Origin of the sequence: Campylobacter concisus (assembly GCF_015229955.1) — a bacterium.
Lineage (GTDB): Bacteria > Campylobacterota > Campylobacteria > Campylobacterales > Campylobacteraceae > Campylobacter_A > Campylobacter_A concisus_AT.
In genome coordinates this window covers 146391-167754 of record NZ_JAAKYZ010000002.1, presented here as the reverse complement: position 1 = coordinate 167754, position 21364 = coordinate 146391, and the positions used below count along the sequence as shown (strand labels likewise).

18 protein-coding genes and 1 other RNA gene are annotated in these 21364 nt (G+C 36.7%); 11 read left to right on the top strand and 8 right to left on the bottom strand.

Going from position 1 to position 21364, the window contains the following annotated elements; all coding sequences use genetic code 11:
* Window positions 1–98, top strand: an RNA gene (gene ffs / locus G6W45_RS05165) — signal recognition particle sRNA small type.
* On the opposite strand, the gene G6W45_RS05160 is transcribed toward ffs, so the two are convergent.
* The 5 genes from G6W45_RS05160 to dnaA form a co-directional block, all read right to left on the bottom strand.
* Window positions 85–1320 (bottom strand): HD domain-containing protein, encoded by a 1236-nt coding sequence (locus G6W45_RS05160; protein ID WP_087586503.1) that lies wholly within the window; start codon window positions 1318–1320, stop codon window positions 85–87. The two genes, ffs and G6W45_RS05160, sit on opposite strands and share 14 nt — an antisense overlap.
* Window positions 1320–1937 carry a preQ(1) synthase gene (gene queF / locus G6W45_RS05155; protein WP_242039067.1) on the bottom strand — a complete coding sequence of 206 codons (618 nt, stop codon included), beginning with the start codon at window positions 1935–1937 and terminating at the stop codon, window positions 1320–1322. Before queF ends, G6W45_RS05160 begins: the two co-directional genes overlap by 1 nt.
* An 18-nt stretch (window positions 1938–1955) precedes the next feature.
* A complete protein-coding gene (gene gyrB, locus G6W45_RS05150; protein WP_194167748.1) occupies window positions 1956–4265 on the bottom strand; it encodes a DNA topoisomerase (ATP-hydrolyzing) subunit B in 2310 nt (769 codons plus the stop codon).
* Window positions 4266–4279: 14 nt separating this feature from the next.
* On the bottom strand, window positions 4280–5353 hold the full coding sequence (gene dnaN / locus G6W45_RS05145; RefSeq protein ID WP_194167747.1) for a DNA polymerase III subunit beta: 1074 nt from the start codon (window positions 5351–5353) through the stop codon (window positions 4280–4282).
* A gap of 154 nt (window positions 5354–5507) precedes the next feature.
* Window positions 5508–6818 (bottom strand): chromosomal replication initiator protein DnaA, encoded by a 1311-nt coding sequence (dnaA, locus tag G6W45_RS05140; RefSeq protein ID WP_054195855.1) that lies wholly within the window; start codon window positions 6816–6818, stop codon window positions 5508–5510.
* Window positions 6819–6940: 122 nt separating this feature from the next.
* Here dnaA and ruvC point away from each other — a divergent pair, with 122 nt between their 5' ends.
* From ruvC to G6W45_RS05120, 4 genes are all read left to right on the top strand, one after another.
* Window positions 6941–7420 carry a crossover junction endodeoxyribonuclease RuvC gene (gene ruvC, locus G6W45_RS05135; RefSeq protein ID WP_194167800.1) on the top strand — a complete coding sequence of 160 codons (480 nt, stop codon included), beginning with the start codon at window positions 6941–6943 and terminating at the stop codon, window positions 7418–7420.
* A 16-nt stretch (window positions 7421–7436) separates the two neighbouring features.
* Entirely contained in the window at window positions 7437–8126 is a 690-nt protein-coding gene (locus tag G6W45_RS05130; RefSeq protein ID WP_194167746.1) for an MOSC domain-containing protein, read from the top strand.
* 134 nt (window positions 8127–8260) lie between these two features.
* Entirely contained in the window at window positions 8261–8776 is a 516-nt protein-coding gene (gene luxS / locus G6W45_RS05125) for an S-ribosylhomocysteine lyase (RefSeq protein ID WP_194167745.1), read from the top strand.
* A 1-nt stretch (window position 8777) separates the two neighbouring features.
* Window positions 8778–9884 (top strand): DNA adenine methylase, encoded by a 1107-nt coding sequence (locus tag G6W45_RS05120; RefSeq protein ID WP_194167744.1) that lies wholly within the window; start codon window positions 8778–8780, stop codon window positions 9882–9884.
* Window positions 9885–9936: 52 nt separating this feature from the next.
* Here G6W45_RS05120 and thyX read toward each other — a convergent pair whose 3' ends face one another.
* The 3 genes from thyX to G6W45_RS05105 all read right to left on the bottom strand — a co-directional run bounded on the left by thyX (window position 9937) and on the right by G6W45_RS05105 (window position 14626).
* Complete coding sequence (gene thyX, locus G6W45_RS05115) at window positions 9937–10566, bottom strand: FAD-dependent thymidylate synthase (protein WP_194167743.1); 630 nt, start codon at window positions 10564–10566, stop codon at window positions 9937–9939.
* 118 nt (window positions 10567–10684) lie between these two features.
* Entirely contained in the window at window positions 10685–13138 is a 2454-nt protein-coding gene (gene flgE / locus G6W45_RS05110; RefSeq protein ID WP_194167742.1) for a flagellar hook protein FlgE, read from the bottom strand.
* A 120-nt stretch (window positions 13139–13258) separates the two neighbouring features.
* Window positions 13259–14626 (bottom strand): Na+/H+ antiporter NhaC family protein, encoded by a 1368-nt coding sequence (locus G6W45_RS05105; protein ID WP_194167741.1) that lies wholly within the window; start codon window positions 14624–14626, stop codon window positions 13259–13261.
* 119 nt (window positions 14627–14745) lie between these two features.
* Between G6W45_RS05105 and pyrE the strand changes: the two genes are divergently transcribed.
* The 6 genes from pyrE to G6W45_RS05075 all read left to right on the top strand — a co-directional run bounded on the left by pyrE (window position 14746) and on the right by G6W45_RS05075 (window position 21364).
* Window positions 14746–15354 carry an orotate phosphoribosyltransferase gene (pyrE, locus tag G6W45_RS05100; RefSeq protein WP_194167740.1) on the top strand — a complete coding sequence of 203 codons (609 nt, stop codon included), beginning with the start codon at window positions 14746–14748 and terminating at the stop codon, window positions 15352–15354.
* 245 nt (window positions 15355–15599) lie between these two features.
* Window positions 15600–16289, top strand: coding sequence for a response regulator transcription factor (locus G6W45_RS05095; protein ID WP_084109956.1), 690 nt, complete (start codon window positions 15600–15602; stop codon window positions 16287–16289).
* Window positions 16279–17706: a c-type heme family protein gene (locus G6W45_RS05090; RefSeq protein WP_194167739.1), complete on the top strand. Its 1428-nt coding sequence runs from the start codon at window positions 16279–16281 to the stop codon at window positions 17704–17706. Before G6W45_RS05095 ends, G6W45_RS05090 begins: the two co-directional genes overlap by 11 nt.
* Window positions 17707–17802: 96 nt before the next feature.
* On the top strand, window positions 17803–19869 hold the full coding sequence (locus tag G6W45_RS05085; RefSeq protein WP_021090404.1) for a multiheme c-type cytochrome: 2067 nt from the start codon (window positions 17803–17805) through the stop codon (window positions 19867–19869).
* A 44-nt stretch (window positions 19870–19913) separates the two neighbouring features.
* Entirely contained in the window at window positions 19914–20672 is a 759-nt protein-coding gene (locus tag G6W45_RS05080; protein WP_021090397.1) for an FKBP-type peptidyl-prolyl cis-trans isomerase, read from the top strand.
* 20 nt (window positions 20673–20692) lie between these two features.
* Complete coding sequence (locus G6W45_RS05075) at window positions 20693–21364, top strand: 4Fe-4S dicluster domain-containing protein (RefSeq protein ID WP_194167738.1); 672 nt, start codon at window positions 20693–20695, stop codon at window positions 21362–21364.

Below are 21364 nucleotides of genomic sequence, written 5' to 3'. Positions count from 1 at the left end.
TTCTTAGACCTGTGCAATGCTTTTTATGAGCACCGCTTCAGGGTGGGAACACAGCAGAGCACTTGTATTAAGTGTGTGCCGCAGTCATCTGAGAGGGGGTCTTTCTAAACCAAAATGTTCATTAAAATCATCACAAATTTCTAAAAAATCCACTCCGTCGATCTTAGGTTTTTCACTAAAAAATTTATACATATTATTAAAGCCGTCAGTTAGCTCTTTTGACTTGACACCGTAGCTTATAGAAATTCCAGCTTCGATGTAGGCTGAGAGTTTGTCGCAGTATTTTAGTGCTTTGCCATCAATTGGGTTAAATTTATCCTCATTTACGTTCTCCATAGTCCCTTCGTGGCAGATGATCTTGCGCTCATAAGTTCTATTTTCAAACTCATCTTTTATAAATTTCTCGCCATCTTTTCTGATGCCAAGGATGTAGCTAAACTCATCTTTGATCTTTTCAGGCACAAATGGCAAAATCCTCTCATCAATAAGCCTCATCTCATACTCGCTGATGATCTCATTTAGCCCTTTTACGCCGTATTTTACAGGGCTTATGATATCTCTTGTGAGGCTCTCCGGTAGATCGTGAAATAGTGCACAAAAGAAGTTATTTTCTAAACGTTTTTTGCAAGCTTTTGCTTTGAGTGAGTAAAAGTAGCTTAGTATCGCAACTACTAGCATATGCCCTAAGACCGCAGTTTCAGGGATACGAGGCGTTTGTGCCCAGCGCTTTTGAAACCTTAGCCTGCCACTTAGATCAACAAGGCGGGCTAATTTTTGATTCATAGCGATCTTTCTAACGCCAATTAGCTCATAATAATCCTCCATCTCCTCCTCAACCTTAGCTTTAAGCTCTTCTATATCACTTAAAAACTGGCTCGTTTGATAGACGATAGAAAATTCCCACCTAGTGGCAAGATAGCTAGCTGCTTTTAGAATGAGACGCTCTTTTTCATGCTTTTTATCACTTTTAAAATAACTTTTAAATCTCTCTAAAAACTCCCCATCTTCAATATCTGAAATAAGGCTATCAAGATTACTTAAAACCCAGCTATTTATCTGCTCTTTTTTTGTCTTTTGGATGTGGTGAAAGACGTCTGGACGTATGTCAGTGACTACGACCCTGCTTAAAAACTCAAAAATTCCAGCCTCAATGATATAGTTCATATCGGCGTCTTGCTCTTGTTTTGCTATGAAATAAGCGATGATAAATTTATGAGCCTGCTTATCAAGCTCGACTAAATTTGCCATCTTTGGATAGTCGTTCCAACGTGATATAGATGCTGCTTTAAAGATATGTTCTATAAGCTTAGCACTTATCATCATTTATCCTTTTTGACTACTTTTGGCTTCTTATCATCGGCATAGCTTATCTTTCTAAAGCCCTCTTTGTTTGAGCTTCTTCTTGATTTGTCATCTTTTTTAAATTTATCATCTCTGTTGCCTCTACTGCTACCACGATCGCTTGTACTTCGTCTCTCACGTGGCTTGTCGCTAAAGCTTCTCTCCCTACTTCTTGGAGTAAATTCTTTCTCTTCAACTGGCTTTTTTACCACTAGATCAGAGCTGATCTCAATAACCGTATGGACATTTCCACGTGGGTTAAAGTCACCAACTATCTTCATAAATTTAGGCTCAAGCTTTTTCTCTAAAACAGAGTAAATTTCATTTATACTATCTTCGTGGCTGATGTTGCGGTTCATAAAGCTATTTATGTAAAGCTTTATCGCTTTTAGCTCAACAACTAGCTTATTTGGGATGTACTCAAGATAGATTGTGGCAAAGTCAGGATAACCAGAGCGAGGGCAAAGGCAGCAAAACTCAGGCAGAGTGATCTTTATGACATAGTCCCTTGTTTGCTTATTTTCCCAGACCTCAAGGTCACTCTCTACGTCAAATTCTTTTAAAATTTTCTCGCCATACTTCATCTCTTCGCTCATTTTTTATCCTTTTTTCTTTTAAATATCCAAGTGTTTAACGTCTTTTGCGTGGTCTTGGATGTAGTTTCTTCTTGGCTCGACCTCATCGCCCATAAAGAGATTAAACGTATCAGAAGCGCTTATAGCGTCGTTTATATCGATCTTTAAAAGTCTTCTATTTTCAGGGTTCATCGTAGTCTCCCAAAGCTGCTCAGGGTTCATCTCACCAAGACCTTTATAGCGCTGGATATATGCACCTTTTTTAGCATTTTTCTCTACCTCATCAAGCACATCTATAACGTCACTATGCAAGTCTAGACCGCGCTCTTTTATCTTTTGGCTGATGTAAAGTGCCTCTTCATAAAGTGGATTTGTGAATAAATTTTCATTTACCACAAGCTCTTCTAAGCCGCTTTCAGTTTGCACATAAATTCTAATCTCATCATCACTAACGTAGTGGTTTAGAATGTTGTGACCCTCAGCTTTTAAGAAATCCTTTAAAATTTCAAAAATTTCATTGTAGCTTTTTGAGACGATGTCTGGATTTTCTATCATATAGCGGATCGCTGAAAGGACGTTAAAGCGTTTTTCAAGCTCTTTTAAGACGCTTCTATAAGCTGCAACAATCTTTAAGAAGTCAATCAAATCAGCACTTCCTATACCCTCTATATCAACACCTTCGATACCAGTTTCGATAAGAAATTCGTTTAACGCCTTTTCATCTTTTAGATAAATTTCTTTCTTGCCTTTTTTATAGCGATAAAGTGGCGGCTGAGCTAGGTAGATGTGACCATTTTCTACAACTTTATTTAAAAATCTAAAGAAGAAAGTTAAAAGCAGCGTCTGAATGTGGCTACCATCGACGTCAGCATCGGTCATGATGATGATTTTATGATATCTAAGCTTTTCAGCGTCAAATTCATCTCCGATACCACATCCTAGCGCTGTTATCATATTTTTTATCTCATCAGATTTTAAAATTTTATCCAGTCTTGCCTTTTCAACGTTTAGAATTTTACCTTTAAGTGGCAATATCGCTTGAAAAACCCTATCACGCCCCTGCTTTGCTGAACCGCCCGCAGAGTCGCCCTCCACTAGATATAACTCGCTAATTACTGGATCTTTGCTCTGACAATCAGCTAGTTTGCCAGGGAGCGTGCCTACGCTCATGCTCTCTTTTTTACGAGTTAGATCCCTAGCTTTTTTAGCGGCTTCTCTACCACGAGCTGCCATTAGAGCTTTATCCATTATCGCTCTTGCTTCGATAGGATTTTCTTCAAAATACTTTGTAAGCACATCAAAAACCATCTTTTGAACGATAGGTTTTACATAGCTTGAGCCTAGTTTACCCTTTGTTTGTCCCTCAAACTGCGGCTCTGGCACTTTTACACTAACAACTGCGATAAGTCCCTCGCGGATATCTTCGCCAGTTATCTTTGTATCTTTTTCACGTGCAGCAGCATTTGCTTGAACGTAGTTTGTGATAACTCTTGTAAGACCTGCTCTAAAGCCAGCCTCGTGCGTACCGCCATCTGGAGTTTTGATGTTATTTACAAAGCTTAGTAAATTTTCACTATAAGTGTCGTTGTAAAGCAGGGCAAAATCAACCATAACATCATCTTCGCCGCCGCTAAATGAGACCGCTTTGCTGACAGCATTTGCCTTGTTCATATCAGTTACAAAGCTCTCAAGTCCGCCCTCAAAATGAAAGCTCTCGCTTCTGCCATTTCTTTGATCTTTGAAATTTATAGTTATCTTTGGATTTAGATAGGCTAGCTCGCGAAATCTTTTTACTAAAATTTCATCATCAAATTCAGTCACTTCAAATATACTATCATCTGGCCAAAACTCGACTTGCGTGCCTGTGCGATTTGTAGTTTTTATCACTTGAAGATCGCTTTGTGGGATACCTTTTGCAAATTCTTGTCTGTGAAGTTTGCCATCACGTTTGATATTTACGACTAGCTTTTTAGAAAGGGCATTTACTACAGATACACCAACGCCGTGAAGACCGCCTGAGACCTTATAAGTGTCCTTGTCAAATTTACCACCAGCGTGAAGAACAGTTAGAACAACAGTCGCAGCTGAAATTTTCTCAGTTGGGTGCATATCTACTGGGATACCACGGCCATTATCGCTAATGATCGCTGAGCCCTCACGTGTAAGCTCAACGTCTATCGTATCGCAGTATCCTGCCATCGCTTCGTCGATAGAGTTATCAACGACTTCGTAGATCATATGGTGAAGACCACTTATGTTAGTATCACCTATATACATGCCCGGGCGCTTCCTGACCGCCTCAAGCCCTTTTAGTACTTTAATATTTTCTGCGCCGTAATTATTTTCCATAATCTTGCCTTATCTTATAAATTTATCGGCATTATTACTGTTGTTAATTCTTTTGAATTTACAACAAATGCTAGTGAGCTTTCATTAAATCCAAGCTCAAAATTTTCATCCTCGATGCTACTTAAAAAGTCAAGTAGATATCTATTTTTTATACCTATGAAAAATTCATCTCCAAGCTCTAAACCAGTTTGATAATCTATCGTAGTTTTTGCTTCAGAATTATCTTCTATAATACTTTCAAATGTTATATTATCTTTCGCAAAAGATATTTTCATTGTATCACTTAGCATTGAGATAGTTTTTATACCCTCTATCATCTTATCTCTACTTAATTGAAGTCTTTTTCTAACCTCTTTTGGTATGACACGCTCGTAATCTGGAAATTTGCCATTTATAAGTTTTGTGAAAAATTCAAAATTTTGACTTTGAGCGATTAAGATATTTTCATCATAGTAAATTTCTATCTTGTCAAAAAATAGTTTTTGTATTTCATTGATAGCTTTTTTAGGGATTATAAGTGAAAATTCTTTTTCAGTTGGTGTTTGAAATCTAAATACGCTAAGTCTTCTTGTATCAGTACCAACGATATTTATAAAGTCTTTTTTAATATCAAGAAAAGCACCATTTAGTTCAAATTTTGGGTTATTACTATCAATACTTGGTAAAATTTTCTTTAAACTTCTTCCTAACATAACAGCGTCAACGTCAAATTTTGATTTACTCTCAATCGTTGGAAATTCTGGAAAATCTTCAAATTTATACATTGGAAGTTTGTATTTTGAGTTTTTTTGTTTTATATAAAGATAGTTATTTACAGTTTCTAACATAACTTCTTCGTCTTTTAGACTTTTTATAATGTCAAGTAGTTTTTTACCATTTGCAGTTGCATAACCTTCATCTACGATTTTTACGTTACTTAGCTTATATGCTAGACCTATTTCATGATCAGTTGCTTTTATATTTAAAACACCATCTTTTGCTGAGATATAAATGTGAGAAGTTATAGCACTAAGATCTCTTTTTTCAAGATATGGATTTGTATTTGTTACTATGCTTTCAAGCATATTTTTGTTTATTAAAACCTTCATTAAAAACTTCCTTCTATTTTTAAATTTAATTTTTTTGTTTTAGTAGGTGATGTTAAAAAGTGAAAAGTGCTTTTAAACATCGTAATAAAGCTATTTGAAATGTGAAAAATTATATTTTCTTTTTCACATTTATTCACAAATTTCATATTGTATTTTATCCTTTTGTCAAAATTTTGTTTTTTAATTCAGTAACTTTTAGACTAAAAATTTCATTAGTTTGTATTAGCTCATTTATCTTTTTAATATTATGACTAACGGCACTGTGATCTTTCATACCAAAATAGTTTGCAATTTGTGGCATTGAGTTTGTTGTAAGCATCTTTGCAAGATATATGATGATGCGTCTTGCTTCTACGATATTTGTAACTCTTGATTTGCTTTTTATATCACTTTGTTTGATATTTAGCTCTTTACTAACTATTTCAACGATAGTATCGAAATTTATATTTTCACGTTTTTCTTTAATCAAATCTTTTAATATACTTTTTGCAAGATCAAGTGTGATCTCTTCTTTCATAAGAGTTTTAAATACGTTTAAATTTATGATAGCTCCCTCGATCTCACGGATATTATCTCCCATATTTGTAGCTATGTAGTTTATGACCTCTTTATTTAGATCGATTTTATCAAACTCGCATTTTTTGATGATGATAGCTATCTTTGTATCAAGTTCAGGTGGCGTAATATCAGCCATAAAAGCCTTATCAAATCTTGAAATCATCCTATCCTCAAAGCCTTTTAGTGTCTTTGGAGGTCGATCTGAAGTCATAACTATTTGACCATTTTTTGCTAAAAGTTCATTATATGTGTTGAAAAATTCCTCTTGGATTTTATCAGTTTTACCAAGAAACTGTACATCGTCTATTAGTAAAACATCGCAGTTTCTATATTTTTCACGAAATTTTGGCATTGAGTGGTTATTTATGTGACTGGTAAAATCTATCATAAATTGTTCGCTAGTTACACAAATAACGGTTTTTCCTTTATTTAGGCAGTGATTTCCGACTGACTGGAGTAAGTGAGTCTTACCAAGTCCCGTAGTCCCGTAGATAAAAAGTGGATTGTAAAGTACACCAGGTTTTTCAGCGGCTGCTTTTGCGCTTAAAAATGCGTATTGATTTGAAGCTCCACAAACAAAATTTTCAAATGTGTAGCTTGGATTTAAAATGCTACTTTGTGTTTTTATCTGCTTAACATTTATTTGATTTTGTTTTGATACCTTGCTACTTTTAGTAGATGAAATTTCTATATTTGGTTTTATGCCTGTTCTAACTTCATATAGATGAGCGATTTTATCAGCATATCTTGTATTTATAAATTTAGCCATCAACTCATTTGGTGCAGTAAATACGATAATGTGATCGTCTGAAGCCTTTTCGTTAAATTTTAATTGCTTGATATAACTTTGGTATTCTTCAGGTGAAATTTGTGTTGAAAGATTTTCTAAAATTTCGTCCGCTATCAAATTTTTATGCCTTAAATTTCGAGAATTTTTATAGTGATACTATCTTAATTTTAATAAAACCTTTGTTAAACTCCGACAAACTTTTTCACATCGTGAAAAAGTCGTGAAAAAGTATTGAAAAGATAGTGATGAAAATTTTAGGAATCGACCCAGGTACGAAGAATTGCGGTTATGCAATACTTGAAAAAAATAAATTGAAAACTACTCTTCTTGAAGCAGGACTCATAAAAATAAAACCAAACACACTTCAATATCAGATTACCGAACTTTGCGAGGGGCTTGACTTGATTTTTAAAAATCATAAATTCGACGAGGTCGCGATTGAAGATATATTTTTTGCTTACAATCCAAAAACGGTTTTAAAGCTCGCTCAGTTTCGAGGAGCACTTAGCCTTAAAATTTTACAGCTTCATGGTGATTTTGCCGAGTATACGCCGCTTCAGGTGAAAAAAACTGTCACTGGCAAGGCCAAAGCTGATAAAGAGCAAGTGGCATTTATGGTGAAGAAAATTTTAGGAATAAATAAAGATATAAAACCGCTTGATATCACTGATGCAATCGCAATCGCACTAACTCATGCAAATAATTTAAGAATAAGCTAAATTTGATAGGAAAAAGATGGCAATAGTAAAAGCATTATTAATTGGCGAGGTGAAAAATTATGGCTCGCAAAGTGCGACTGATAAGCTAAATTTACCTTGGAGCTCAGCTATTTTTAAAGTAGCTCAAAATGATGAAATTTTCGCAAATGAACTTGGCTTTGAGGGTGATAGCGTCGCTGATACAAAGCACCATGGCGGCCCTGAAAAGGCAGTTTTTGCAAATTCATTTGCAAATTACGCCGATTGGGAGAGTTTTTTAGGATTGAAAAATATGGCTTATGGAGCTATGGGTGAGAATTTATGCATTGACGGTCTTGATGAGAGTAGCGTCTGTATAGGTGATATCCATAAAATAGGCTCACTAGTCCTTCAAGTCTCGCAGCCTAGAAAGCCTTGCTTTAAGCTCTCGAAAAGATGGGGTAATGAAAATATGGCTACTCATATCTTTGAAACTGGCCTTACTGGCTGGTATTACCGCGTCATAACACCAGGATCGTGCAAAGTGGGCGACGTGATAGAAGTTATAGAAAAAGATCCAGTTCATATGAGCATTTTAGAAGTAAATAGACTTTTTTGCGCTCCAAATAAAAATTTAAATTTACTAGAGAAATTTAACTCTCTTACTACTCTTCCAAAAAGTTGGTATAGTGACATGGAAAGACGTATTCAAGGTATTTATAGCACAGAATATATGAGAAATTTATAATAGTAAGTAAAATTTTTATTATTTTAATACCCACAAATACTCAAATATTACAAGGCTTATGTAAAATTTTGCATGAGCCTTTAAATTTTAAACATTTTTTACGCTAGAATTACCAAAAATTTAAAGGAGAAGATATGCCATTACTTGATAGTTTTTGTGTAGATCACGTAAAAATGCAAGCCCCAGGAGTAAGACTAGCAAAAAGTATGAAAACGCCAAAGGGTGATGATATAAGTGTTTTTGACTTGAGATTTTGCAAGCCAAATGAAGAAATTTTGCCTGAGAAAGGCACTCACACTTTAGAGCACCTATTTGCTGGCTTTATGAGAAACCATCTAAACGGCAACGGCGTGGAGATCATAGATATCTCGCCGATGGGTTGCAGGACTGGCTTTTATATGAGCGTGATTGGTACGCCTAGCGAAGAAACAGTAAAAAAAGCATGGCTTGCCTCTATGAAAGATATCTTAGAGGTTAAAGATCAAGATAAAATTCCAGAGCTAAATAAATTTCAATGCGGTACTTACAAGATGCACTCACTTGATGAAGCACACGCCATAGCAAACAAAATTTTAGCACAAGGTCTAGTCATCATAAACAACGAAGAGATCAAGCTCGATCTTGACGCTATGGGACTAAAAAAGCACTGATTTGAAGCCAGCTAAACAAGAAAATCAAGCCTATCTAAAAGAGCAAATTTTAACCTATCTTGGCAATAAACGCTCTCTTTTAGGCTTTATAGATCTAGGCGTAAAATACGCAAAAGACGAGCTTAAAAAAGAGAAACTTAGCTGCTGCGACCTCTTTAGTGGAAGTGGCGTGGTGGCTAGGTTTTTAAAGCAAAATAGCGAATTTTTAGTTGCAAACGACTTGGAGCTTTATAGCTTCATCACAAACTCATGCTATCTGCAAAACGCCACAAACGAGCTAATAAATGAGATAAATTTTTGGCAAAAAAAGCTTGAAAAAGAGATAGAAGATAACCTTTCTGAAGGCTTTATAACAAAACTTTACGCTCCAAAAGATGATGAAAATATCGCTTTTGGCGAGCGGGTCTTTTACACTAGAAAAAATGCTATGTTCATTGACACCGCAAGAAGGCTCATAGATGAGCTAATGCCAGCTGAAATGAGAAAATTTTTCATAGCTCCACTTCTTTATAATGCAAGTGTGCATGCAAATACAAGTGGAATTTTTAAAGGTTTTCATAAAAATAAAGAGGGCATCGGTCAGTTTGGCGGCAGGGGGCAAAACGCCATCTCAAGGATCACTTCTGATATAAATTTGACTAAGCCAATTTTCTCAAATTTTAACGTGCCTTTTGAGGTCTATCAAAAGGACGCAAATTTACTAGCAAAAGAGCTTGATAGGCTTGATCTGGTCTATCTTGATCCACCTTATAACCAGCACCCATATGGCTCAAACTACTTCATGCTAAATCTCATTGCAAGCTACGAGGAACCAAGTAAAATTTCAAAAGTTTCAGGCATAGCAAAGGACTGGAACAGATCAGTTTTTAATAAAAAATCATCAGCGAGCGAGGCATTTTTTGAGTTGATAGCAAATTTAAAGGTAAAATTTGTACTTATTTCGTTTAACTCAGAGGGCTTTATCAACCAAGATGAATTTGATCAAAACCTAAATAAAATGGGCAAAGTTCATCTACTTCGCCAAAAGTATAACGCCTACCGCGGTAGCAGAAATTTAAAAGCTAGAAACATCCACGTAGACGAACTTCTTTACGTTTTAAAAAAGTAAATTTAGCGCTCGTTTCATCACTTCTAAATCACAAACCAAACTAATATAAATGCTAGTTTTGCTCATCTTCTGGCAAGCACTTTTCAAAGATAAATTTATGCTCTTCAGGTAAGGCATCGTAGATAGCATTTGCTAAATTTCTTATCTCCCAAAGGGCTGATTTTGAGCTTCTTAAAGAGATGAAATTTTGCAAGCTTCTAGCGTTTATACTCCATGTAAGCTCAGTTTTATAGCACTCTGGCAAGCAGTATTTGACGATGTCAAGGCTTTTTGTAGTTGAGGCTAAAATTTCACGTAAGTTTTCAAGTGCTTTTATGCTTGCGTTATCGACTAGCTCGTCATTTGTTAGCACGATAAATTTAGCTGCACGCTCAAACTGCTCTACTTCAAATTTTTCCTCTTTTTTTAGCTCTTTTAGCGTGTAGCGGGTTGATTTGACGCTTAGACTTGCCAAGCGGTGACGAGCTAGCTCTTGAAGTAGCGCACGAGAGATACCTTGGATGTAGAAGTTGTAGTATAGGTGCTCTAAGGTCGAGGCGTGTTTAAATTTATTGCCTACTCTATCTATTAGCTCAACATCTTTTTCACCACCGTTGTCGCCTTTTTCAAAGCTTTGCCAGCATGTGCGGATCGCGTGAGAGCAGATATTTAGTGGAGTGTGATTTAGTAGTGTTACTTGCATTTTTTCTCTTTTGTAAAATTTTTTAACATTTTACAAAAAGAAGGCTGATTTTATTTGTAAATTTAAAGCATAAATTTCAAAGGGAGACAAACGCTCCCTTTTGTAAAAGTCTTAGTTATTATTGTTTTAATTGAAGAAGTGTATTTAGCATCTCATCACTTGTTGTGATCGTTTTTGAGTTTGCTTGGAAACCTCTTTGGATAACAATAAGATCTGTTAGCGCACGGCTTAGATCGACGTTACTAGCTTCAAGTTTTGAAGCTGCGATCGTTCCCTTATCGCCTGTGCCAGCTGCACCGATGACTGCTTCGCCTGAGTTTGCAGTTTGTGAAAAGACATTTCCGCCCTCGCTTTGAAGACCTTCGTTGTTTGTAAAGGTAGCAAGTGCTACTTTAGCTAAGCCAAAGCTTTGACCATTTGAAAATGAGCCTATTATCGTTCCGGTCTCATCTATTTTTATGCCGTTTAATGTGCCGCCTGTGTAGCCATCTTGTGAGATTGACTCAGTTGATGAGTCTTTATCAAAGCTTGTTAAGCCGTTAAAATCAGTTCCAAGACCAAAATTTAGACTAATGTTTTGGCCACTTTGTGAGCCGTTGTTAGCTGAAAATGTTATCGTTGCTGGGTGGAAACTTGCAAGTGAGCCATTTGCGTTAAATCTAGCTGTTCCAGTTATAACATTATCCGGGCCTTCACCTGTGTAGTTTATCTTAGCTGGCTCTGGTACTTGTATAACCATGCTCCACTCAGTTCCACCATCTGTTGTAGTGCCTGTCTTTGTCCATTTGATACTAACTGTGTGTTTTGAGCCAAGTGAGTCAAAAATTTCTGCCGTTGAGCCGTGGCTTGACATCATCATCTTTCCACTTGCTCTTAGTGCTTGACCCGGGCTTAGTGCGCCATCAAGTGCTTTCATAATAGTTGTAAGTCTAACATTTTCATTTACAGCTGAATTATTTGTACCTTGAGCTGGTTTTGTAAGAGCAGTTGTTGTCATATAAAGTGCATGATCTGCTACTTCATTTGATGGATTTTCTAGTTGAAATTGACCTAGTTTATTTACAGTGATCTTTACACCATCATTTGTATCATCACCTGCAAGTGCTTGAAGTGCTGCGATACCAGCTGCATGAGCATCATCTGGCGTATGACCTAAAGCTATTTCATTGTTGTAAGCAGTATTATAATCTGTTTGATATGGATTTCCAGCCAAAGCTGCTCCACCAGTTCCAGGTGCTATTCTATGTGCTGCGGTTGCTAGTTTCGCCGCATCAAGTGCATCTGAGTTTGCTCTTATTTGGCCGTCGCCGTTGTAGTCAACGTGGTTTCTAGCATCTTCTTGCATAGCAGCGCGAAGATCTTCTGTTGTTGTTACTTGTCTTGCGATTTTATCGTTATTTGGATGAACGGCTGTTGTTTGTGAGCTTGTATAGACATATTGATAAGCTGTGATGATATCTTTATCAGCTAAACCAGTAACAGTATTGCCACCATTTATTTTTAGATGGATATTTTTTGTCTCTTCAGTAGTGCCTGAGTTATTTCTATTTATAAGTGTTAGTTTATTACCTTCTGAAATTTCAGCTCTAACACCAGTTTTATTATACTGAGCATTGATCGCAGCTGCAACATCACTGATACTTGATATTGCATTATCTTGAGATTTTATAGTAGTACCATTTATTGTGATATTAAGTGTTGCTTTTGGATTTATCTGTCCGATACTTTGTGGCAATCCACTTCCTACTGTAAATTTTTCAGTTTTAGCATTTGCATAGCTAACCCAGATACCTTGTCCGTCTCTTAAAGCAAGGCCATTTCCAAGCTCGTCAAATGTAACACCAAGATCGACGCCACGCTCTGTTAAATTTTGCTCTTTTTTCGAGTTTGTATAAAACTGATCGTTATTTACATCATTTTCATTGTGGACTTCATTTGCATTTAAAATTCCGTCATTGTTATAGTCACGTCCGCCAGCAACAGAGTCTAGTGAATAAATAGGTGTGCTTCTTTGTCCTATGGTATTGCCTGAGTCAAGGTTGCCTTTTATCTTTACTTCTGTTGTCGCTCTTGCTGGAGTAGTAAGACCCTCTTTGATCACAATATTTTTTATCGGTCCAGTTGAGTCGATAGTGCCAGTCTCTTCATCTCTTGTCCAGCCTTGAACGATATAGCCACTATTGTTTACAAAATTTCCAGCTTTATCACGGACAAAGTCACCATTTCTTGTATAGTATCTTGTTGTTCCACCATCTGGAGATACGACGAAGAAACCATTTCCTTGAAGTGCAAGGTCTGTTTGCTTATCAGTAGATGTTAGTGTGCCTTGTGAGAAAATTCTCGTAGTTGAGTTTATAGTCGTTCCTAGACCTATTTGCATAGCATTTTGACCGCCTAGCTGACCTTGTGGAGCTGTAGCGACTCTTGGAGTTTGGCTTAGTATATCAGCAAAATTTGCACGGTTGTATTTATAACCATAAGTATTAACGTTTGCGATATTGTTGCCTTCTACGTCCATGGCTATCTGGTGGGCTTGTAGGCCTGAAACACCAGACCAAAGTGATCTCATCATTGACTTATCCTTTTTGCATTTTAAATTTTTATATTTTTTAAAAGCAAAAGACGTTCCAAAATTTATATTGATAAAAAGTAGAAAAAATAAAAAGAATTTTGGCGTAATTAACGCCAAAATTTATCCAAGTATCATAGCTCCAACTATGCCACCGATGATAAGTGGGATATTGAAAAATACAAATGTAGGTACACAAGTATCATATATGTGGTTGTGCTCACCATCAGCATTTAGACCGCTTGTTGGCCCAAGTGTGCTATCACTTGCAGGACTTCCAGCATCTCCTAGAGCCGCAGCTATACCAACTAACAAGATGATGGCTGGTACGCCAAAACCAAGACTAACGCATAGTGGCACATAGATAGAAGCTAAAATAGGGATCGTACCAAAGCTAGTGCCTATACCCATTGTTACAAGTAGACCAATAAGAAGCATCAAAAATGCTCCGCCTATCTTGCCGCCAGATACTAAGCTAGCGTATTTTACAAGCTCGTCTATGCCACCACTCTCTCTTAAGATAGTGCCATAACCTGCAGCAACTAGCATGATAAAAGCGATAAATCCCATCATAGCAAGGCCGTTATCCATGATCTTATCTACTTTTTTATACTCTATACCGCCAAAAACGACCATAACCAAAAGTCCAAGTAGTGCGCCAAGAGGTAGCAGCTCAGTATAAATTTGCACACCAAAAGCTACAACTGCACCAGCTAAAACCGCCCACTCCTTTTTAGTCATCTCAAGGCTTTTTGCGCGCTCGATCTCATCAAGCTCTTCTTTTTCAAATTTTGAAGTTTTATAAACTCTTTTTTTACCATAAAAAAGTATGGCAAGGATAAGTCCGATAAGCATAGAAGCGCCACCTATCCACATAACAGAAGAGATATCAGAGATAGATGTGGTTATGCCGTTATTTGCTAACTCTTTTTTTAAGATATTGTGAAAAAGCAGACCAAAGCCAACGCTAAGGCTTACATAAGGTGCTTGAAGACCAAATGTCAAAGCACAAGCCACGGCACGTCTATCTATTCCCATTTTGTTCATAATAGCAAGAAGTGGCGGGATCAAAATAGGTATAAAAGCTATGTGAACTGGGATTAAATTTTGAGATAAGCAGGCTATAAATGCAATAGTTAGTATAAAAATCACTTTATTTGAGCTAAGGAATTTACTCAAAGCATTTATCAAGATAGCAGTTAAATTTGTATTTGCGATGGCGGCTGCTAAAGCACCAAGCAAAATATAACTAAGCGATGTTTCAAGATTGCCTTGCATACCGCTTATGAGGCTTTGTGTAGTCTCTTTTAGGGCTGTAAAGAGGCTATCGATCCCACCTGCAATGCCACTTTCAAATCCACTAAATCCATGCTTATACATTACTCCCGCAACAAGAGCAGAGATAAGGATAGAAAGCAAGATGTTAAAACGCAATAGACAAAGTATCGTCATTACCAAAATGCTAAAAACAACAGGATTAAATACAAGCATGAGCGTCCTTTTTGTGAGTGTTGAGAGATTATACAAATGTGTGGCTTATTAAATTTTAAAAAGAGTGGCTTAAGTGGGCTTGTGTTAAGATTTTGAGTAAATTTTAAAAGGAAAAAACGATGGATTTAGAGAAAATTTATAAAGAGGCTGGGGCATATTTAGAGGGGCATTTTTTGCTAAGCAGTGGCAATCACTCGCAGTTTTATCTCCAAAGCGCAAAGGTGCTTGAAGACCCAGCTTTGGCTGGAAAGCTAGCTGACGAGCTTGCTCGTGTGATAGAGAAATTTGGCATTAGATTTGATAGCGTTTGCTCGCCTGCACTTGGAGGAATTTTAGCTGGCTATGAGCTAGCTCGCGCAGCAAAGAAGCGATTTATATTTACAGAGCGAGTTGAAAAGGTAATGAGTCTTAGGCGTGGTTTTGAGGTAAAAAAGGGTGAGAAATTTATCGTTTGTGAGGATATCATCACGACTGGCGGCTCGGCACTTGAAGCAGCACAAGTGATAGAGAGCCTTGGCGGCGAGGTAGTTGGCTTTGCAGCGCTTGCAAACCGTGGCTTTTGTAAGGTTACAAATTTAGATAATGAAGCTAAGCCAAATGCTAAACTGCCAAGCGATAAGCCGTTTTTTGCTTTAGGAAATTTTGAGTTTGAAATTTATGAGCCTGAGCATTGCCCACTTTGTAAAAATGGAAGCAAAGCGATCAAACCCGGAAGCAGAGGTAACTAAAATTTATACTATAAATATAGCTATCTTTCTTTTTTAAAATTGATCGATAGCTAAAATTTTTAGAAAAATCCAAAAATAGTACTCATAGAAAAATTTTAATCAATACTTCAAATCACTTCAACAAAAATTTATAGTTTAATTTTTAAAAGTAATATGTCTTTTATATTGGTATGAATTATTTTTTAGATAATCTTATTTTTTAAGCTACCAAGTGATAATATCTGCTCAAAAAGCGAGATGAAGCTATGCAAGAATATGATATTTTAGACGTTTTATCAAACAAAAAGGTCCTTTGCCTTGAAGATGAAGAGGCGATTTTAAAAAATATTTGTGCTTCTTTGGAACTATTTTTTGCCGAAGTAAATGGCGTAACAGATGGCTATGATGCACTTGAGCTAGCGATGAGCGATGCTTATGATGTTTTGGTGCTTGATATAAGCGTGCCAAATATCGATGGCCTAGAGATCGCTAAAAAAGTAAGAACCATAAATCAAAAAATTCCTATTGTGATCTTATCAAGCCACGTCGAGCAAGAGTATTTATGGAGAGCGGTTGAGCTAAAGATCACAAGATATCTTGCAAAGCCATATGATAAAAAGTCATTTATAAAAGCCCTAGAAGACGTTGCTTTAGAGCTTGTTGGACGCAAGCCGACTCTTAGGCTAAATGATGAAGTAGAATACGATTTTGGCAAAAAAGTACTTTATATAAATGGCGAAATTTCTCATCTAAGTAAGAGTGAAAGTAGGCTTTTAGAGTATTTTTTAAACAACAAAAATCAAACTATAACTTATGAACAAATTTTTGATTATATTTGGGAGTATGAGCAGCCAAGCAAAGAGGCGATAAAGACGATCGTAAAAGAGCTTAGAAGGAAGCTTGGCAAAGATGTGATTAAAAATTTATACGGTGTAGGTTACCTTTGTGAAATATAAATTTCAGCTAATCGTTAGTGTTTTTATCTTTGTTTATCTCTTAATATCCGCACTTGTTTTAAATTTTTATAATAATCTTGCAATGAAAGATGCCAAAAAAGAGGCTTATTATGTGCTTGAGAGTATAAATTCTGTAAGAGAGTACATTGCAGGCGTTCAGCGTCCGCTAATAGAGCAGCTAAAGCGTGACGGCATTATAAAAGAGGATTTTTTTGACGAGAGATTGCTCTCATCTTCATATATAAGCCGTGAAATTTATAATATCCAAAAGAAAAAATACAATCTTGACTTTGACTACAAACTAGTCGCCATGGCGCCTTTAAACAAAGCTCATGAGCCAAATGAATTTGAAGCGCAGGTGTTAAGAGGCTTTAAAGAGAATAAATTTAGTGAGTTTTCAAAGATTATAAAAGATGAAAATGGCTCACAATTTTTTGTAGGGCTTCCTATAAGAAGTCAAAATACATCTTGCCTAGCCTGTCACAATAGCGAAAGTGCTCCAAAACAGATGTTAGATCGTTATGAAATTTCAAATGGAAAAATTTCTGAAGCAAGTGAGATGATGGCAATGCTATCTTTTAAAATCCCACTACGTGCCATTTTTTCTTACCATTTAAAAGAGGTTGTCATCATAATGGGCGCGATAGCCTTTGTGTTTGGGATATTTTTGCTACTTGTTTATAAGATGCATAGGCGTGGCGAAGAGAGCAAAAGACAGACTGAACAGCTAATGATACATCAAAGCCGCCTAGCCTCAATGGGCGAGATGATAGGCAATATCTCACATCAGTGGAAGCAGCCTTTAGCTCAAATCAGCTCAGCTTTAATAAATTTAGAACTCTATCAGGAGCGAAAAAAGCTTGATGAAGCAAAAATTTATGAGTTTATAGAAGAGACTAGCAAACAGATAAATTTCATGTCTGAAACGGTTGATGATTTTAAAAACTTTTTTAAGCCAAATACTTTAAAAAGGGAGTTTAGCGTAGAGGAAGTGATAAATCAGACTATAAAAATTCTAAACGCCTCACTTAAGAAATATCAAATCGAAATAGAGATCGATATAAGAGAAAATTTTACGATTTTTGCAAATTTTAATGAAATAATTCAAATTTTAATAAATATTATAAATAATGCAAAAGATGCATTTAAACAAAGCTATGTAAAGCCAAGAGTAATAAAAATTTATACTTTTATAAAAGATAATCGTAAAAATTTATGCGTGCAAAATAATGCAGGAGCGATAAAGGCTTCGTTTTTAAAGGTTATCTTTGAGCCACACTTTAGCACAAAAGAGTCTGGTAGCGGGCTTGGTTTATATATGAGCCGGTTAATCGCTAGTAAAAATAACGCTCTAATCTTTGCTAGAAATGTAGATGAAAATAGTATTACATTTACAATTAGTTTCGAAAATTTATAATTTATTAAAATTCCCCCTTTTCTGCCCTTTTTTGGTGTTAGTATTATCAGTATGAAATCATTTTGATTTTAGGATAAAAAATTTAAAGGAGGGCACATGAGAAATCTACAAAAAGCCTTAGCTGGTTTGCTCATGGGTGTTAGCATCTTCGCTTCACAAGCCTGTTGCGAAGAGCATAATATGCAGATGTCCGATAAAGCACGTGATGTTATCGCAAATCCTAAAGGCACACTGCAAAGTAGAGGTGTTATCTCCTTGCAAGACTACGTTGTAGAAGAGCAAGAGATGTATAACTGGTTATTTAAAAACCACCCTATTTTTACAAAGTATGGTGGTAAAACCGTCGGTAAAATGGTCGTTCACGACCGTGGCTTAGAGTGGCTTGCCGAGGGACATGGCTTTGATATGTCAAAGCTTAGTAAAAGAGATGGCGGTAAGGGCTATAGCTCTATGATGTATAGAATTCCAGCCACTTCATCGCTTCAGTTTCCTAATAAATTTGTAGGACCAGAAAAGTGCGGTGAGTGTCACCCAGCTCAGTATGAAGTGTGGAGCAGATCTCGCCACGCAACTACTATGCGTTTCCCTGGTGAGCACCCAGAGGTTAATAACAACCTAACTGAGCCAGTATTTGACAAAGATACTGCTTCTATCCTTCCAAAAGGTATTACTCCAGATGTTATCTACGCAACCGTTGGTCACTTAAGAACCAAAATGGGCTACGTTGATGCGTGGCTACTTCGTGGTACTTACTACGTTGAGGGCGGTTTGCTAAGAGATGGTACAGGTCAGATCGTAGCTGGTGGTAACCAATGGCAAAGAACATGGGCGTTAAATTTAGACGACGCAACTGTTAAGAAAATCAAAGAGCTTGTCCCAGAATTTCCTGGCACTCTTGAAGAGTATGGCGACAATGGCGGATATGTCAGAGGTCTAGCTTCATACGCTGCAAAACACAAAAAGTCAATGTTCTTCCAAGCAAACTCATCATATTGTGAAGTTTGTCACCCAGTTAAATTTGATTTCAAATCAAAAGCAGAATTTTACGCAGCACTTGGTAATGCCAAAGAGCTTCAAAAACACACTATCTCAAAAGGCGTAAGCTGTGAGGAGTGCCACGGAGCTGGCGGTCACCTTGATGGGGCTACAAATTTTAGAACATCAAACTGCGAACGTTGCCACCAAAGGTTTAACTTTAGTCCAGATCTAGCTCGTGCTAATCCGCTTAATAACGGTAAGCTTGATCTTTCTTTAAGCTCTAAATTTAAATCAATGGGACCAGGATGTGGTTCTGAAGGTTCTCAATCATACTTTACAGCTCACTACGACAAAGGTATGAGATGTGTTACTTGCCACGATCCACACGATAACACAGGTCCAGTTGTAGGTGATAAGAGTGTAACAGGTATGAACTATAACTCAGAGCAAGGTTATCTAAGCTCATTCTATACTAAACCAAAGATTAGAAAAGAGTGTAAAGATTGCCACGAAACTCAAGCATATATCGCATCTAAAGCAGATACTCACAAAGATAACACTTGTGCATCTTGCCACATGCCATTTATGATGAGTTGTGAGAATTTCTATGCTGTTCAGTTCCAAGACAACGCTGGCTTTGATACTCAAAGAAGATCTCATATCTGGAAGATCATGGTTGATCCAAAAGAGAAATCTCTAGTACCAGGCGATGCTGCTAAAGGTCCAAGAGATGCTAAAGATTGGCACTTTGAGAGAGATAAAAACGGCCATAACTACGTTGACTTGATGTGGGCATGCGCTAGAACATCTTGGGCTGATAAAGATATGAAAGATACCAAAGGCTGCCACAGCCCAGTACTATCTGAGCTAAAACCAACACTTCACTTCAAAAACCAAAAACAAGTTTATGATGAAGTTATGGGATGGCAAACTCCAGTTAAGAATGAATTCTCTGAAGTTAAGATTGGTATTGAAGGGCTTTACTCACTACTTGAGACTAAAAAACTTGATGCAAGTGATAAAGTAAGAGTTTATGAGCTTATCCAAAATGCTCAAGAGATCATCGATATGGTTGAAAAAGATGGTTCGTGGGGTATGCACGGATTTAAATTTACTAAACAAAAACTCGATGCATCAAAAGAGTATATAAAAGAAGCTCAAAGAATTTTGAATAAAAATTTATAGCATTTAGGGGCTAGTTTTAGCCCCTTTAATCTTAAGGGTCCGATATGAAAAATAAGGTTTTAAAATTTACGCTACTTCTTAGCTTAAGTGCTTCTGGCTTGCTTGCAAATGTAGATTCAAATGAGTCTTATGCTATGGGAGCAACAAGTGGTGGATATGTTTTAAAAGGGTTACTTGAACAAAAACAAATAGGCATTAGCTACGATGCTGAGGCCGTTATCAAAGGTTTTAGTGATGCACTAAAAGGAGAGCTAAAACTAAGCGATGATGAGATAGCAAAGCTACTAAACAAAAGAGCCGAAAATTTAGACAAGATAGTAAAAGAAAAAGAAGCCGCCATACTTAAAGAGAATTTAAAGCAAGGCAAGGCTTTTATGGATAAAAATGCAAAAAATAAAAATGTAAAAACGACAAAATCAAAATTGCAATATGAAATTTTAAAATCAAGCAAAAAGGGAGCGACTCCAAAACAAGAGAGTATCATCATAGCAAACTACAAAGCTAGCTTTATCGATGGTAAGGTCTTTGATGAGACAAAAGAGGCTCCAGCTCATCTTTCTATGCTAAATTTGATCCCAGGTCTTGAAGAGGGCTTAATGCTCATGAAAGAGGGCGATAAGTTTAAATTTGTTATCCCGCCAGAACTTGCGTATGGCAATAGCGGCATGGAGGGCATACCTGGAGGCGAGACTATTGTTTTTGAGATAGAGCTTGTTAAGGTCTTAAAGCCAGGTGAATTAGCCGAGGCTGCAAAGAAAATTCATGAAAAAGAACTAAATGAGGGCATTAAAAAGCCTCATTAAGATATAAAATGGAGTTAAAAATGCAAAATCAAAAAAATAGAAGAGCCTTTTTAAAAAGCATGGTAGTTGTGGCTGCTGGTGCTGGTGCGGCAAGTAGTGGTTTTGCTTTTAAGAGTGAAGAAAGTGTAAAAAAACCACACTTTGGTATGATATTTGACCAAAATAAATGTGTTGGCTGTACAGACTGCGAGATAGCTTGCAGAAAGGTAAATTTAGTCCCAAAAGGACAGATGAGACTTTTTATAGAAGATAAGACTAATCCTAAAAATTTACTAGATAAAAGATTTGTAAGAGTATCTTGTCAGCAGTGCGTCGATGCGCCTTGCGTAGCTGTTTGTCCGACCAAGGCTTGCCATAAAGACGAAAAAACTGGCATACAAACTACAAACATAGATGATTGTATCGCCTGTAAATACTGCATCGTAGCCTGTCCATATGACGTGAGATATATCGATAAGGTTACGCATTCAGCTCAAAGCTGTAACTTTTGCGTAGATACAAATTTAAAGGACGAAAAAGAGCCAGCTTGTGTAGAAGCTTGTAGATACGAGGCGATCGTCTTTGGTGATCTTAACGATGAAAATTCGCACATCAACAAGCTACTAGCCGTAAAAGACAGCATAAGGCTAAGAGCAGAGCTTGGCACAAAACCAAGTCTTAGATATATTCCTAAAGTAAAAATGGGGGTGTAA